Raw genomic sequence first — 15335 nt, 5'->3', positions numbered from 1 at the left:
CGGCCCGCTTCGGCGGTGCTGCGGTCAGCTGTTGCTGGCGCCGTTGCCCGACAGGACCGGGATGTTGTCCAGGATGTGCGACAGCGGCTCGTCGCCCTTGGCCTGGGTGGAGTTCTCGGTGCACTGCTGGTTCTGCGGGGCCGAGAGGATCGGGATGTCCTGCACGCCGACGTTGGCGATGAGGGCGGCGACGGACTGCACGTTGACCTTCGCGGGCAGGCCGACGCAGGGCTTGTTCAGGGTGCCCTGCACGAGCGAGAGCTGGGGGCTCATGTCTCCGTGCGTGGCCTGGTTGCCGTACTTCTGGACGGCGCCGTTGCCGTTGACGGTTTGCACGCCGTCGTCGTTGCCGATCGCCAGCGCCGGGGCGGCGCCGGCGGCCGTCACGCCGGCGATGGAGGCGGCGATGGCCGCGCTTGCCCACAGCTTCTTCATGTTCGTTCCCTTTCGGAGAGCGGACTCCGGTGCGAAGTTTCGGAGAGCGGACCCCGTTGCAGAGCCGCGTTTTGATCAACCGCCGGCCGCGGGTTTGGTTGCGCCGTATGCCCCGTTCGGCCCAGTGCGGGAGAGAAAGTGTTATCTCGTTACCGACAGGCGAGGGAGCTTCCCCGGACAGGGAGGTATCCCTGCATACGCGGCGGGTCGCTCGGGCGGGGGCTCTGCCCGGCCGGGATCAGCGGCCGGTCGGCGACCAGGCCCGCGAACACCTGGTCGGCCTTCTCGCGGTCCCAGCGCAGGGTCGACCCGACGCCCTCGATGACCGGGTTGAAGTCGGCGATCGGCACGGTGGCGAACTCGGTGTGCGACAGCGGCACCCGGCTCAGCACCGACGCCAGCTCCACCAGATCATCCGCGCCGAAGCCCTGGTCGACGGAGGCGGCACCGAGAAGGGTGCGCCCGACGCGCGCCATCGCCTCGGGGTCGGTGAGCACCCGCCGGGACATCAGGTCCCGCAACGCCGCGACCAGGAACCGTTGCTGACGCTGGATCCGGCCGAGGTCCGCCGAGGAGTCCACATGGCGCGAGCGGACGTACTGCAGGGACCGCCCGCCGCCGAGCCGGTGCCTGCCGGGCGCGAGGTCGAGCTTGGTGGCCGAGTCCTTCAGCCGGCGCGCCGTGCACACCTCGACCCCGCCGACCTGCTCGACGGCGTCCAGGAACCGGCGGAAGTCGATCTGCAGGAAGTGGTCGATCGGCACGTGCGTCATGTCCTGCACCGTGCGCACGGTGAGCTGGGCGCCGCCCTCGGCATAGGCGTTGTTGAGTTTCGCCGGATGCGCCGGGCGCTCCTTCCCGGTGAAATCGTCGCGCCGGGCGGGAATCTGCGCCAGGGAATCGCGCGGCAGACCGACCACGCTCACTCGGTCCCGGCGTTCGGAGACATGGACGAGCATCATCACGTCCGTGCAGTCGCAGGCGACACCGCCCGCGTGGAACTTTCGCTTTTCCTCGGCCGTGATGGTGTCGCGGCCGTCGGTTCCCAGCAGAAGGATGTTCGTTCCGTGCGCCGCTTTCTCGGGAGCGCGGAACGCGGAGTTGCCGAGAAGGGGTACGGCGGCCAGCAGCACCATTCCCGGAACGAGCAGGCGCCGCAGTGATGTCCGGAAACGCAAAGGGTTCTTCGCCATGCGAGGAAGGTAAGCGAACGGGCCGCCGATAATTCGGCGGCCCGCTGTGTGCGTCGTCCGATCAGCTGTTGCTGGCGCCGTTTCCGGACAGGACCGGGATGTTGTCCAGGATGTGCGACAGCGGCTCGTCGCCCTTGGCCTGGGTGGAGTTCTCGACACACTGCTGGTTCTGCGGGGCCGAGAGGATCGGGATGTCCTGCACGCCGATGTTGACCGCGGAGAGGATGGACTGGGCGTTGACCTTCGCGGGCAGGCCGATGCAGGGCTTGTTCAGCGAGCCCTGGACCAGGGCCATCTGCGGGCTCATGTTCCCGTACGTCGCCTGGTTGCCGTAGATCTGCTCGGAGCCGTTGCCGTTGACGGTCTTGACGCCACCGTCGTTGCCGATCGCCAGCGCCTGGGGCGCGAACGCGGCCGAGGCTCCGACAACGGAAGCGGCGACCACAGCGGCCGACATAACCTTCTTGATCACTTGCTGGTCCCTTCTGGAGTAACCCCGTCCACCGGAGCGCCCTGAACAACTCGGCCCGGTCCGCTTGGTTGCTCCCGTTCACTCCAATGGCCGCAGGCGAATCCCGACAGGGTGAAGCGGCGGAACCAAAACCTCCGCCCCTGGTTGATGGGGGGGGCAGGAGTGTGCGCCTCCAGGAAAGGACCGGAGAAATGTTCAAGAAGGCAATGGCCGTCACGGCGGTCGCGGCGTCCGTCGTCGGTGCTTCGGCGGCCCTCGCGCCCCAGGCGCTGGCCATTGGCAACGACGACGGCGTCAGCACCGCCAACGGCAACGGTGCCGCGCAGGTCTACGGCAACGGCACGACCAAGGGTGCCATGAGCCCCCAGGCCTCCCTGGTCCAGGGCACGGCGAACAAGCTCTGTGTCGGCCTGCCGGCGAAGGTGAACGCCCAGTCCCTCGTCGCCCTCATCGCCAACGTCGGCGTCCAGGACATCCCGGTCCTGTCGGCCCCGCAGAACCAGCAGTGCGCCGAGAACTCGACGCAGGCCAAGGGTGACGAGCCGCTGTCGCACATCGTCGACAACATCCCGGTCCTGTCCGGAAACGGCGCCAGCAACAGCTGATCGCGGCACAACCGAAGCGGCCCGCCGGCCCGCCCTCTTCCGGGCGAGCCGACCGGGCCGCTTTTCCTATGGTGGGTACGCCCTGGGAGAGGGGTTTTCTGCTCCTCATGGGTCAAATCGGCGATTCAACACGGGGCGTTCGAGTGAATTGTCCCGCACCCCACGTTCCGCAGTTTCTTCCGCTGTCTATCCCTCGTTTTGCAGCCTGCAGGTCATGGTGCGAGCCGTTCAAGCTGTGCTCGCTCGGTTTCGGCCGTCACCAGGACATGACCGCAGAGAAGGGAAAGCTCATGAAGAAGACCGCCGCTGTCGTCGCGGGCGTGATCATGGCTCTCGGCATGGCCGCCCCGGCCTTCGCGGACGCCGAGGCCGAGGGTGCCGCGATCGGTTCCCCGGGTGTTCTCTCGGGCAACGTGGTCCAGATCCCGATCCACGTGCCGGTCAACGTGTGCGGCAACACCGTCAACGTCATCGGTCTGCTGAACCCCGCCATCGGCAACTCGTGCAGCAACGACTGACGACGTAACGCTCGAAGCATCAGCCTCGCGGCTGTGTCATGGCCGGCCCTGGACGTCTTGTCTCCGTTCCAGGGCCGGCTTTTCCCACTTCTCCCAGCAGGAAGACAACGAGAGTGCGACAGACCCTGAGCAAGGGAATGGTCGCGGCCGCCGCCGCGACGAGCATCCTGTCCCTGTACGGCAGCCCCGCCCTCGCCGACTCGCACACGGGCGGGGCCACCAAGGGCTCGCCGGGCCTCCTGTCCGGCAACAACGTAGAGGCCCCCGTCGAGGTGCCGGTCAACGCCTGCGGCGACTCCGTCAACGTGGTCGCCGGACTCGACCCGGCCTTCGGCAACCACTGTGCGAGCGACTCGGGTTCCCACAAGCACCCCCCACACCAGAGGTCGCACGGGGACTTCGGCGACGACACGGGGTACGGCGACGAGGACTCCGGCTACGGCGACACGGGGTACGGCGGCCACGGGGGCGGCGACAACGGTGGCGGCGGCGGATACGGCGACCACACCCAGCCACCCGGGCATGTCGACCACACGCCGCCCCCCGGACACGGCGACCACACGCCCCCGCCCGGTGGCGGTCACCACTCCCCGCCGCCGCATGGTGGAGGGGACCACACCCCGCCCCCGTACGGCGGTCACTCCTCCCCGCCGTCGCATGGCGGAGGGGACCACACCCCGCCCCCGCACGGCGGTCACTCCTCCCAGCCGCCGTATGGCGGAGGGGACCATACCCCGCCCCCGTACGGCGGTGGGACCACGCAGCCGCCCCATGGTGGAGGCGACCACACCCCGCCCTGCGACCACGGTGGAGGGCACCACACGCCGCCCCCCAACGGTGGTGGCCACCACACCCCGCCTCCCAACGGCGGCGGAAACCACACCCCGCCCCCCTACGGCGGTGGCGGAGGCGGCGGCGGACACCACACCCCGCCTCCCTACGGCGGCGGCGAGAGCACCCCGCCGTCCCACGGCGGAGGGCACCACACCCCGCCTCCGAACGGCGGCGACCACACCCCGCCGCCCCAGCTGCCCCACACCGGCAGCAACAGCGAGGCCATGCTCGCCGCCTCCGGCGCGAGCGCCGCGATGATCGTGGCCGGGGCCGTGCTGTACCGACGGGGCCGGGCCGCGTCCCGGCGGTAGTGCCGAGGGGAGTCGCACCGGGTGCCGGACGGGTCCTCGTCCGGCACCCGCGCCCGTGCGGGGAAGGGCGATCAGCCGTACGCCCGCGTCGGGGTCTCGCTCGGTGAGGGCCGTCCGGGCGCCGGGATCGCCCCGCTGAGCGGGCGGACCCGCAGATGGCGCCGCACCCCCCGCACCAACGCGCCTGCCGTGTAGGTCGCCCCGTGCACGAACCGCATCGCCGGGCCGAACCCGGAGGCCGTGACCAGACCCGCCAGGAACAGGCCGGGGTACGACGACTCGAAGTCCCGCCCGACCTCCGGGGAACCGTCGATCATGGTGCTCAGACTGTCGCGCAGGTCGGCGGAGAGCAGGGTCAGCCGGTCGAGCGAGGCGGTGAAGCCGGTGGCGGCGACCACATGCTCGGTCTCGACCGAACGCAGCGGAGGATGCGAGCCGTTCGCTCGGCTGAGGACCTCCAGACGCACCCCGCCCGGCACCGCCCGCGCCGAGGTGACCTCGTGGGCGAGCAGGACCTCGACGGCCCGCTCGACCCGGTCCCGTACCCACCAGGCGCCCGCCGGCCCCAGGGCCGAGGCCGTGATCCGGGTCCGCGTCCGCTCCGGCAGACGGCGGAAGACGCCGGGGCGTTCGGAGTAGAACCAGTTGCGCCAGCCGGGACCCAGGCCGCTGTGCGGTGAGCGGGCCGACTGCCACCAGGGGCGCTCCCACGGCGGCGGCGCGTCGTTCCAGGACAAGCGCGCGGCGCGCGCCAACACGCGTACGCGGGTGCCCTGTTCGGCCAGCAGGGCCGCCGTCTCCAGGGCCGCCTGACCGGCGCCGATCACGGTGACGTCCTTGCCGTGGAAGCGGATCAGGTCGCTGTGGTGGCTGCTGTGCGAGACCAGGGACGCGTCGAGCCCCCGCAGGGCGGCCGGGATCTCCACGAACGGCATCACCCCCACCGCCAGCGCCACCGTGCGGGCGTGCAGCACCTGGCCGTCGTCCGTGACCGCCTCGAAACCGCCGGGGCAGGGGGCCACCCGGGTCACCGTGCGCTCGTCGACCTCCGGCACCGCGTGCCGGGCGAACCACAGGCCGTAGTCGGCGAACATCTCCACCGGGACCGGTTCCCCGTGCCGGGCCGAGACGCCCTGGCCGGCGCAGTAGACGTCGAGGCGCCGACGGCCGCGCGGATCCGAGAGGTTGGAGGCCCAGGGCTCCGACTTGAGGAACATGCCGCGCGGCATGTGGTCGCGCCAGGAGGCCATCGGCCTGCCGAAGACGCGCAGGTTCAGTCCGGCGGCCGCGGCGTGGGACGCGATGGACAGGCCGTACGGGCCCGCGCCCACCACCAGCAGGTCGTACATCAGCAACTGCTCGCTTTCTCGTCGTCGGACCGGTCGTTCACGTCCGACAGGTCGGTCGGGGGGGCGTCACAGGGGGAGGGCGCCTGGCGCACCACGCGCGCGTGAGGCGGTACGGCCTGTCCGGCCGGCGCGGGGCCGCTCACGCGGTCGCGGAGGCGGCGGGCCACATGCCGGGTCCACAGGGGCCACAGGGCGCGCCCGGGGCCGCGGTCGTCAGAGGCGTGCCAGGCGTGTTCCCGGCCGGCGGACGCGGGCCGCAGCGCGGCGAGCGGGGCGTAGGGCTCCACCACGAACTCCCGTCCGGCCAGCGGCACCGCGTCCGGCAGCGGACGGTGGGTCAGATCGAGGTGCTGGGCGCGTACGACGTCCAGGCCGGCCGCGTCGGCGAAGAGCCGGAACTGGGCGCCCGGGCGGGGGTTGAAGTCCAGGAGGTGGTAGCGGCCCGTGCTGCCGCAGCGGCGGAAGTCGAGGTCGAGGATGCCCCGGTAGCCGAGTTCCGCCGTGAGGCGTTCGGCGACCGCCCGCACCGTGGGGTTGGGGGCCCAGCGGCCCACCGCCGTCAGGCCCGCGTCACGCGGCCAGGACCGCAGTTTGACGCCGGCCCCGCCGCCGCGGACACGGCCCGTCCGGTCGACGTACCCGTGGAAGAACCAGTCCCGTTCGGGGCCCGGGGGCAGGAAGGCCTGCAACAGCAGGCGGCTGCCCGCCTCCTCGGCGCGCAGGTACAGCTCACGGGCCTGGGACGCCGAGCGCACCAGGACCGTGCTGCGCAGGCCGGTTCCGGTCGGCACCAGCCAGGGGCGGCTCCATTTCGCCACCACGGGCAGCCCAAGACGCCAGGCGGCGCCGGCGGCCTGGGCGGGGCTGTCGGGCACCAGCGTCGAGGGGTGCGGGACGTCCAGGGCGGCGCACAGATCGGCCAGTTCGGCCTTGTCGGCGACGAGTTCGGGCAGCGCGTCCGGCATCGCCGGGAGCAGATAGGCGGGCGTGAGGTCGTCGCGCATCCGGTTCACGGCGACGGCGCTCGCGTCGTCCATCGGGATCAGCACGGCCGGACGGGTGACCCGGGCGGCCACCCGGCGCAGCGACACGGCGATGTCGCGCGCGGATGAACCGGGCGGCGGCGGGGGATGCAACTGCCGTACAAAACGCGATCTGGAAACGGGACTTCCCGTCGAATCGGCGACCACATGCACCTCGACTCCCGCTCTGCCGAGCGAGCGTACGGCCCCGAGCGTGCCGTGATGAAAGGGATTCCGGTCGATCCGCAGGAGAACGGCGGGGACGCGGATGTCAAACAGCGACACGGTCATGAATGTCTTCTCACTCGTCGGCCGTAACGGCGGTGGCGTAATTCCTGTTCATATGACTGAGTGTCAGTAACCGGACTTCAGTGACCGGCTTTCAGAAACTGGATCAGAAAGGAGCGGGCATGGACCGAAAGAAGCGACGTCCCAGGTCCCGGGTGCTGGCCGTCGTAGCGGCGACCGTGGCCGCGTCCGCCGTGCTGGCCTCGGGCACCGGATTCGCCGCGGGGGTGGTGCGGGTCGGCGACCCGCCCGCTCCCACGCCGGCGCTCCCCGCGACCCCGCCACCGCCGTCGACGGCGACGCCTCCGGCCGTCGTCACCACACCGCCCGCCGTCACCGGCCCGTCTGCCCTCGTCACCCCACCGGCAGTGCAACCCCGCCCGGACACGCCCGCGTTCGGCGCCTTCCTCGACTCCGGTGCCAGTGGCATCGCCCGTATGGCCGAGCTCAGCACCTGGCTGGGCGGCGCCGACCTGCGCGTCGGCCACACCTACCTGCCCGGCAACCACTGGAGCGACATCGAGGGCGCCCCCGGTTTCCTGGACGTGTGGGCGGACTGGCGCACCGAGCGGGCCGACCGGATGCTCGTCCTCAACGTGCCGATGCTCGACCACAACGAGGACGGCGTCTCCGACGCGCGGGTGGGCCGGCTGCTGAGGCTGGGCGCGGTCGGCACGTTCGACCGTCACTTCAGGGCCCTGGCCGAGCGGCTGGTGGAGCTGAACGTGCCCGACACGGTGATCGTGCTGGGCTGGGAGATGAACGGCATCACGTACACCTCCCGCTGCGGGCCGGACCCGGAGGCATGGAAGACGTACTGGAACAGGATCGTCACCACCATGCGCTCGGTGCCGGGCCAGAAATTCCGGTTCGATTTCGCACCGACCCGCGGCCGGGACGCCATTCCCTGGACGCAGTGCTATCCGGGGGACGACACGGTCGACATCATCGGCATGGATTCGTACGACCAGCCTTTCGGACTGTCGTTCGACGAACAGGTGAAAGAGCCCTACGGCCTGCAGGCACACGTGGACTTCGCCAGATCCCACGGCAAGCCCATTTCCTATCCGGAATGGGGACTCTTCCGCAACGGCGACAACCCGGAGTACACGAAGCGGATGCTCGCCTGGATGGACGAGCACAAGCCGCTCTACAACACGCTCACCGACTACTGCCCGCACGGCGTCTTCGAGTGCGGGCAGAACCCGCGGTCGTCCGCCGTCTACCGGTCCGTCCTCTTCGGCCGCACCGACGAGGCGACCCCGACCCCGCAGCCCACCAAGCCGACCCCCGTCCCGACACCCACACCGACGCACCCGGCCAACTGCTCGCCCGTCGAACTCGGCGACTGGGTCGAGCACTGGCTCGGCGGGAAGCTGTGCCTGCGCTTCGACTGGTGGTCGCGCAGCCGGTGACCCGGAGGCGGCGGGTGTCTCACGGCCCGCCGCCACCGCGCTCCCTCCACTTCCGCACGGCCCGCACGGCCTCCTTGCCCCGCTGCCGCGCGGCCACGTCGCAGAGAGCCGCGGCCAGCAGCGGGGCGGTGCGCCGCCGGGCCAGCAACAGCCGCTGGTTGACGGCGGGTTCGGGGCGCCAGTGGTGCTTGTACGGCTCGTCTCCGCGCAGCAGGCTCAGCGTGCCGCGGGCGTGCCGGGTGCACGCGTCGAGCAGCATCACCGCCACGTCCACCTTGCGTTCGCGCAGGCAGGGATGGGCGCCGTACAGATAGCCGCCCGCCAGCAGCGGGGACAGCAGGGTCAGATCGACGGCCACCACGTCGTCGTCGAGCCGGAACTCGGTGACGACCGCGTCCCCCGAGCGCACCATCGGCCCGACCGCCCGCACCAGATGCTCACGGAACCGCTCCCGCAGGTGCTCGGACGTCACCTTCCGCCCCTGCCACTGCAGTTCGTGCAGCTCCAGCAGCCGCCGCAGCGCCTTGTCCACCTCGTCCGGCCCCACCCCATGCCGTTCGACGCCGAGCGCGTCCAGCTTGCGCAGCTTGGCGCGCACGCGCTGGGCCTTCGACGACGGCAGCCGGGCCACCAGTTCGTCCATGGGTACGGCGGGCAGCTCCAGGCACAGCGAGTCGGCCACCCGGCGCCGGGGGCCCTGCCAGTGGTCGTAGACGCGCTCGGCCGCCCCACCCGGCCGCACCTCGCGCAGGTCGATCAGCGAGGTGCGGGCGCAGACGGACAGGCCCTCGGTGAGCGCGGCGACCGCGTCCTCGCCGCGCCCGTCGTCCAGCAGGACGTCGCCGTAGTCGGAGATGGCCCCGCCGAGCGGCACCAGCGCGGGCACGGGCCGGCGCACCCGCATCAGGGGCGCGGCGGCGACGAGGTCACCGCCGTCCCGCACGAGCAGCAGGCGCAGCCGCCCGCGCCTGCCGTACGACAGCCACCAGGAGTGCAGCCAGGCATGGCTCTGGAAGGGGGTCGCGGTGGCGCACCGGCCGTGCAACCGCCCCCAGTCCGGGCCCAACCCGGCGAAGACGGCCTCGTCGGTGACGAGTTCGGTCGTGTACGTCACAGCTGGCCGTGGGCTTCGGCGGCGACGGCGGGGGACGGCACGGAGAGGGCATGCCCGGATCCGTCGGCGTTGCGGCGGGGCCGGACCAGCAGCACCAGACCACCGAGCAGCCCGCCCGCGCTCGCGCCGACCAGGCCGGTCACCGCCGGGGAAGCGGAGGAGGGGGAGGTCGGCTTGGTGGCCCGGGCGAACTGCTGGAGCTCGACGTTGGTCTCGCTCCTGGTGTCGGTGGAGTGCTGGGTCAGGGCGCGGGAGACCGCGTTGGCCATGTCCGCGGCCAGGTCCGGGCGGGAGGAGGTGGCCGTGATCGCGACCATCGGCGCGTCCGGCGAGGTCGCCGCCTGCACGCTGGACTGCAGCGTCCGCACCGGTACGCCCGCCCACACCTGGGCGTCCCCGAGCACCGCGAGCTGGGTGGCGACCCGGCCGTAGGCCTGCGCGAAGCCCAGCGCGGACGCCGGGTCGGACTTCGAGGTCGGTACGGCGACGACGTAACTGGTGGCCGTGTACGTCGGCGGCTTCGCCAGGCCGTAGCCGCCGCCGAGGAGGCCGCCGGCGAGGACGCCGGCCGCGATCAGGGTCCAGGGCGGCAGGGGCCTGGAGCGGGCGACGGCCGGGCGGCGGTGGGCGGTGAGGGTTTCGGTCATGACGAGGGGGCTCCCTGGAGTGACGGGGACGACGAAGGGGACACCGCGGCCGTGTACACACCCATGAGCTGGGCGGCGCTGCGGGTGATGCAGTAGTGGTGGGCGGCCTCGGGGGCCGTCCGTGGAGCGGGGCCCCGCGCGCGGGTCGCGGCGACGGCTGCCGCGAACTCCTCGACGCCGCACGGGACTCGACGCGCGGAGGCGGACTGGTGCGCGGGCAGGTCCTCGATCGCCGGGCAGGAGGCGTAGAGCACCGGCAGTCCGGAGGCCAGGGCCTCGACGATCGCCAGGCCGAAGGCCTCCTCCGGCGACGGCGAGGCGAGCACGTCCATCGCGGCGGCGAGCGAGGGCAGGTCGGGGCCCGGGGTGCCGTCGGGCACGTAGGGGCGTTCGCCGGTGAACAGGACCCGGTCGGCGACACCGGCCTCGTGTGCGGTGCGGCGCAGGACGTTCTCCTCGCTGCCCCCGCCGACCAGCAACAGCCAGTGGTTCCGGGGGAGTCGGGCGAGGGCGTGGACGAGGACGTCGAAGCGTTTGCCGGGGGCCAGGCGTCCGATGCCGCCGACGACGTACGCGTCCTCGGGCAGGCCGAGGCGGCGGCGGGTCTGACTGCGCCGGTCGGGATCGAAGCGGAAGCGGGGCAGGTCGATGCCGTTCGGGACGACCTCGATCCGGGGCGCCGGGACGCCCCAGCGGCGCAGGCGCTCGGCGACCGTGGGGGAGACGGCGACGGTCGAACGGCCCAGCCGCTCGCTGGCGAGATACAGGGAACGCACCCCGCGCGACAGCCGCCGGCCCTCCATCTGCGAGTCGCCCAGGGAGTGTTCGGTGGCGACGATCGCCCGGACCCCGGCGAGCCGCGCGGCGAGGCGGCCGTAGACGCAGGCGCGGTAGAGGTGGGTGTGGACGAGGTCGTAACCGCCCGAGCGGATGAGCCGGACCAGCCGGGGCAGCGCGGCCAGGTCGCGGTTGCCGGCCATGCCGAGATGGGTGACGCGCACCCCGTCGGCGGCCAGACCGTCGGCCACCGCACCGGGGTTGGTGAGTGTGACGACATCGCAGTCGACGGGCAGGTGCCGTACCAGCAGCCGCAGTTGCTGCTCGGCACCGCCCACTCCGAGGCCCGTGATCACATGCAGCGCCCTCATCGCGTCCCCCCGACGGGACGACGGCGCAGCCGGTGCAGCCGGTGCTTGAGGAAGAGGCGTACGGCGTGGTCGTTCTGCCCGACATGGACGCGCGGGAGGGCGTGCGGGCCGGTCAGCGGGCCGGGGTCGATGGCACAGGCGTACGCGTAACCGGCGTCCCGGACGGCGCCGACGACCCGCCGGTCGATCGTCCCGTACGGATAGCAGAACCCGGCGACCGGTGCGCCGATCAACTCCTCCAGCAGGGCCCGGCTTTCGACGACCTCGGACCTCAGCGTGTCTTCGTCCGCCTTCGTCAGGTCGAGGTGGGTGAGGCCGTGCGAGCCGATCTCGACGCCCTCGGCGGCCGCGTGCCGGATGCCGTCGGCGGTCAGCAGCGCCTTGCGTGGACCCCGGGGGTCCCAGGCGTTGCTGCCGCCGAGCCGGCCCGGCAGGACGAAGAGGGTGGCGCCGCAGTCCCAACGGCTCATGATGGGAAGGGCGTTGTCGATGAAGTCCGCGTACCCGTCGTCGAAGGTCAGCGCGATCAGGTCCCGGCCCTCGCCCCGGGCGCGCGCGGCGAGCAGCTCTGCCAGGGAGACGGCCCTCAGGCCCCGTCGGTTGAACCACCGCAGCTGGGTCTCCAGCCGCTCGGGGGTGACCGTGATCCGGTACGGGTCGTCCTGGCATGCGGCCACCGAGTGGTACATCGCCACCCACGGAACCGGGCCCGGGGCGAGTCGTCTGCCGGTGTCTTGGGAGTCAACGGCCATGCGAGAGCCTTCGTGTGACGGTGCGTACGGAGTGGAGCGCGGGGTCGAGGCCTTGGGCGCCGAGAGCCAGGCCGAGCAGGAGGAAGACCGTGGTGGCGGTGAGGCAGCCGGCGGCGAGGGCGGGCACGGGGGCGGCGATGTGGTGCGCGACGAGGGCGCCCGCCACCGTCGCCACCACCGCGGCGCGCAGCGGCTTGGTCAGCTCCGCCAGCACCCGGCGGGTGCGGATCGGGATGCCGCCCCGGCCCATGCCGGCCAGCAGGAGGGCGGCGGTGACGGTGATGCCGGCGGCGTTGGCGGTCGCGATGCCGTCGACGCCCCACGGCAGCACCGTGAAGGCGCCGATCCAGGCCGTCACGACGATGCCCGCGGTCATCGCGCCGACCGGGTACCAGCTGGGGCGGCCCGCGGAGAAGTAGGACCGGACGAGGACGCCGACCAGGGTCTGGCCGAGCAGCCCGAGGGCGTACACGCGCATGACGCCCGCGGTCGCCGCGGAGTCCCTCGGGGTGAACGCGCCGCGCTGAAAGAGGAGTTCGACGATCTGCGGGGCGCAGGCGATCACGACCGCCGTGCCCAGGAGCACGATGCACGCGGCCAGCGACAGGTCCCGCTCCACCCGGATCCGGGCCCGTTCGGTGTCGCCCTCGGCCAGGGCACGGGCCACCACCGGGAAGGTGACGGTGCACAGCATCAGCGACAGCACCATCGGCATCTGGGCGACCTTCTGCGCGTAGTTCAGGTGCGAGATGGCGCCGGCCGGGAGGTGGGAGGCGAGGAACCGCTCGATGAGCACCTGCGACTGCCGGCACAGGGCGAAGAGCAGGACGGTGGCGACGAGGGCGAACTCCATGGGCCGCGCCTGATCGGGGGCGGAGGCGGCCACCGTCTCCGCACGTTTGCGCAACTGCCGCCACAGAGACGGCAGTTGTACGGCGACCATCAGGCATCCGCCCACCGCGACGCCCACCGCCGCCGACCGCACGCCCAGGCGGCCGCCGAGCGCGAACATCCCGGTGATGATGCCGGTGTTGTAGGCGACGTAGATCGCGGCGGGGGCGAGGAATCGGCGGTGCGCGCGCAGGGCCGCGCTGCAGTAGCCGGCCAGTCCGAAGCTCAGCACACAGGTCGCCGTCAGCCGGGTGCAGTCGACGGCGAGCGCGGGGTGGGGCAGGCCCGGGGCGAGGGCCTCGACCAGGTGCGGTGCGAGGACGATGAGCAGGACGGCCGTGGCGACGAAGCCCAGCGTGAGGCGCGGCAGAGTGGCGCCGACCAGGGCGCGGACGGGATCGCCGGGAACGCCCTGCGCCCGCCGGGCCAGCGCCGCGCTGAACGCCGGGATCAGCGCGAACGCGAGCCCGTCCTCGATCAGCAGGGTCGCCGCGAACTCCGGCACGGTCCACGCCACCAGGAACGCGTCCGTCTCACTCCCGGCCCCGAACAACCGGGCCAACGCCTGATCCCGCACCAGCCCGAGCAGCGCCCCGGCGACGGACAACCCGGCGGTGACGAGAGCGGCCTTGGCGAGAAACCGCCCGGAGGGGGTGGATGCGTCGGCGGCGGGGTCGCCAGGGCCGCCGCCCGGCTCCTGGTCGTCGCCGGGGCGGGGACCGGCGGGGCCGTGGGGGGTTTCGGTGTTGCGCGTGCCTGGGGGAACGATGTGCGGGGCGCTTCCCAAGGACCCTGCCTCCGTCGGGTCCTGGGCGCCCCACGGGTCCGTCGGGGTCGGCACTGCCGGCACTTGCGATGCGTCCCCGAAGGAGCGGACCGCCGGTACCCCCGCCGGGTTCGTCGGCGTCGCGGGGTGCGGTGCGGGGCCGGGGACGTGGGTGATCCGGGGCGTGCCCGGGGGTGTCACCGTCATCGGGACGTGGCCTCCTCGGCGCCGCCGAGGGTCCGCTCGACGGCGCCCGGTGACCGTCGGGCCCGGGGCCCGGTCTCGTCGGCTCCGACCAGCGCCCACCAGGCCACCGCCCCGAAGACCACCGCCGTCAGGACCGTCGACGGGCCGCCGATGTCCGCGTACACGAAGTCGATGAGCTGCCAGATCAGCAGCCCCGTGCCGATCAGGGCGCAGTCCAGCCCTGTGCCCGGCACCCGCGCCCGCCACAGCCCGCGCAGCCCGCACACCAGCAGGGCCAGCCAGCCGCCGACCAGGGCGAGGGCCCCGACGAGGCCCTGCTCGGCCAGCACCAGCAGGTACATGTTGTGCGGGGACAGCAGCGGCTGCTTGAGGTACGCCGCGCCCGCGCCCTCCGTGTCGCTGCCCGAGGACAGGGCCAGCGAGGCGTGACTGTCCCGGTGGTCCGGGAACCCCTTCAATCCCACGCCGGTCAGCGGCTGTTCGCGCCACATGCCGACGGCCGCCGCCCACATCGTGTACCGGTCCGTCACGGACTGGTCCGGCGCGTCGGTGACCCGCGTGATGCTGTCGATCCGCTCCTGCAGCATCGCCGACCCGACCCCGAAGCCGCCGCCCAGGATCATGCCGGCGGTGACCGCGACGGCCGCCACCTTCAGCGCCCGCCGCACCCCCGCGAGCACCAGCTGCACCGCACAGGTGGCCGCCGTCGCGATCCACGCCCCGCGGCTGAAGGACAGGGCGAGCGGGAGGAGCAGCGCGAGCGCGCAGCAGGCGGCGACGGTCCGCTGCCGTACCGAGGCCCGGCCCAGCGCCAGTCCCAGCGCGCACACCAGACCGAAGGACACGACCGTCGCCATGCCCATCACGTCCGTCGGCCCGAAGGTGCCCACCGCGCGGACGTCCTCGCCCTGGTACGAGGCGCCGGTCCCGGTGACGTACTGGTGGACCCCGATCGCGCCCTGCCACACCGCCAGCCCCACGAACGACCAGGCCAGCAGCCGGAAGTCACGGCGGCCGCGGATCAGCAGGAGCACGGCGGCGGGCACCAGGACGAAGATCTGGAGGTAACGGCCGAGACCGGTGATCGCGGCGCCCGGCGAGGACGCCCCCGTCGCGGCGACCGCGAGCCCCAGCACCGGAAGGCCCAGTACCACGGCGGCCGTACGGGACAGGGGGCGCCGGCGGTCGCGTACGAGACGGATTGCGCAGGACAGCACCACGAGCGCGGAGACCGCGTCGGCGGGGCCCGCGCCACTCTCCCCGGTGGGCGCGAGCGGCAGGCCGAGCAGGACGAGCACGGCGAGCACGGGCAGGACCGGCGGCCACTCGCGGACGCGGGGCAGGGACAGGGCATGGCTCATGGGCGTC

At 72.7% G+C, this 15335-nt stretch carries 15 protein-coding genes; 4 read left to right on the top strand and 11 right to left on the bottom strand.

The window, feature by feature from the left end; all coding sequences use genetic code 11:
• Positions 1 to 24: 24 nt before the first annotated feature.
• The 3 genes from ABZZ74_RS20470 to ABZZ74_RS20460 form a co-directional block, all read right to left on the bottom strand.
• Positions 25 to 435: a rodlin gene (locus ABZZ74_RS20470; RefSeq protein ID WP_356766813.1), complete on the bottom strand. Its 411-nt coding sequence runs from the start codon at positions 433 to 435 to the stop codon at positions 25 to 27.
• 149 nt (positions 436 to 584) lie between these two features.
• Entirely contained in the window at positions 585 to 1628 is a 1044-nt protein-coding gene (locus tag ABZZ74_RS20465) for an LCP family protein (RefSeq protein ID WP_356766811.1), read from the bottom strand.
• Positions 1629 to 1689: 61 nt separating this feature from the next.
• Positions 1690 to 2100, bottom strand: a complete 411-nt coding sequence (locus ABZZ74_RS20460; RefSeq protein WP_356766809.1) for a rodlin — start codon at positions 2098 to 2100, stop codon at positions 1690 to 1692.
• 191 nt (positions 2101 to 2291) lie between these two features.
• On the opposite strand from ABZZ74_RS20460, the gene ABZZ74_RS20455 reads away from it, so the two are divergent.
• From ABZZ74_RS20455 to ABZZ74_RS20445, 3 genes are all read left to right on the top strand, one after another.
• Positions 2292 to 2705: a rodlin gene (locus tag ABZZ74_RS20455; protein WP_356766807.1), complete on the top strand. Its 414-nt coding sequence runs from the start codon at positions 2292 to 2294 to the stop codon at positions 2703 to 2705.
• 266 nt (positions 2706 to 2971) lie between these two features.
• Positions 2972 to 3223 carry a chaplin gene (locus ABZZ74_RS20450; RefSeq protein ID WP_356766805.1) on the top strand — a complete coding sequence of 84 codons (252 nt, stop codon included), beginning with the start codon at positions 2972 to 2974 and terminating at the stop codon, positions 3221 to 3223.
• A 113-nt stretch (positions 3224 to 3336) separates the two neighbouring features.
• Positions 3337 to 4368, top strand: a complete 1032-nt coding sequence (locus tag ABZZ74_RS20445; protein ID WP_356766803.1) for a chaplin family protein — start codon at positions 3337 to 3339, stop codon at positions 4366 to 4368.
• Between the two features lie 71 nt (positions 4369 to 4439).
• On the opposite strand, the gene ABZZ74_RS20440 is transcribed toward ABZZ74_RS20445, so the two are convergent.
• Both ABZZ74_RS20440 and ABZZ74_RS20435 read right to left on the bottom strand, forming a co-directional pair.
• A complete protein-coding gene (locus ABZZ74_RS20440) occupies positions 4440 to 5717 on the bottom strand; it encodes an NAD(P)-binding domain-containing protein (protein ID WP_356766801.1) in 1278 nt (425 codons plus the stop codon).
• The gene (locus ABZZ74_RS20435) at positions 5717 to 7024 is read right to left on the bottom strand and encodes an ATP-grasp domain-containing protein (RefSeq protein ID WP_356767044.1); all 1308 of its coding nucleotides are present in this window, start codon (positions 7022 to 7024) and stop codon (positions 5717 to 5719) included. The genes ABZZ74_RS20440 and ABZZ74_RS20435 overlap by 1 nt, the downstream gene beginning before the upstream one ends.
• Positions 7025 to 7149: 125 nt before the next feature.
• Between ABZZ74_RS20435 and ABZZ74_RS20430 the strand changes: the two genes are divergently transcribed.
• Complete coding sequence (locus tag ABZZ74_RS20430) at positions 7150 to 8442, top strand: glycosyl hydrolase (protein ID WP_356766799.1); 1293 nt, start codon at positions 7150 to 7152, stop codon at positions 8440 to 8442.
• Between the two features lie 19 nt (positions 8443 to 8461).
• Here the strand turns inward: ABZZ74_RS20430 and ABZZ74_RS20425 are convergent, their stop codons facing one another.
• From ABZZ74_RS20425 to ABZZ74_RS20400, 6 genes are read right to left on the bottom strand one after another with little or no spacing between them, the layout of a single operon-like run.
• Complete coding sequence (locus ABZZ74_RS20425; protein ID WP_356766797.1) at positions 8462 to 9556, bottom strand: GNAT family N-acetyltransferase; 1095 nt, start codon at positions 9554 to 9556, stop codon at positions 8462 to 8464.
• The gene (locus ABZZ74_RS20420) at positions 9553 to 10203 is read right to left on the bottom strand and encodes a lipopolysaccharide biosynthesis protein (RefSeq protein WP_356766795.1); all 651 of its coding nucleotides are present in this window, start codon (positions 10201 to 10203) and stop codon (positions 9553 to 9555) included. Before ABZZ74_RS20420 ends, ABZZ74_RS20425 begins: the two co-directional genes overlap by 4 nt.
• Positions 10200 to 11351 (bottom strand): glycosyltransferase, encoded by a 1152-nt coding sequence (locus tag ABZZ74_RS20415; protein ID WP_356766793.1) that lies wholly within the window; start codon positions 11349 to 11351, stop codon positions 10200 to 10202. The genes ABZZ74_RS20420 and ABZZ74_RS20415 overlap by 4 nt, the downstream gene beginning before the upstream one ends.
• Positions 11348 to 12103 (bottom strand): polysaccharide deacetylase family protein, encoded by a 756-nt coding sequence (locus tag ABZZ74_RS20410; RefSeq protein WP_356766791.1) that lies wholly within the window; start codon positions 12101 to 12103, stop codon positions 11348 to 11350. The genes ABZZ74_RS20415 and ABZZ74_RS20410 overlap by 4 nt, the downstream gene beginning before the upstream one ends.
• The gene (locus ABZZ74_RS20405; protein WP_356766789.1) at positions 12093 to 13967 is read right to left on the bottom strand and encodes a lipid II flippase MurJ; all 1875 of its coding nucleotides are present in this window, start codon (positions 13965 to 13967) and stop codon (positions 12093 to 12095) included. The genes ABZZ74_RS20410 and ABZZ74_RS20405 overlap by 11 nt, the downstream gene beginning before the upstream one ends.
• Complete coding sequence (locus ABZZ74_RS20400) at positions 13964 to 15328, bottom strand: O-antigen ligase family protein (RefSeq protein WP_356766787.1); 1365 nt, start codon at positions 15326 to 15328, stop codon at positions 13964 to 13966. Before ABZZ74_RS20400 ends, ABZZ74_RS20405 begins: the two co-directional genes overlap by 4 nt.
• Positions 15329 to 15335 lie beyond the last annotated feature (7 nt).

It is taken from the genome of Streptomyces sp. NPDC006476 (genome assembly GCF_040612015.1).
GTDB lineage: Bacteria > Actinomycetota > Actinomycetes > Streptomycetales > Streptomycetaceae > Streptomyces > Streptomyces griseorubiginosus_B.
Note: the sequence above shows the minus strand (reverse complement) of the source record. Positions and strands in the feature narration are given on the sequence as shown.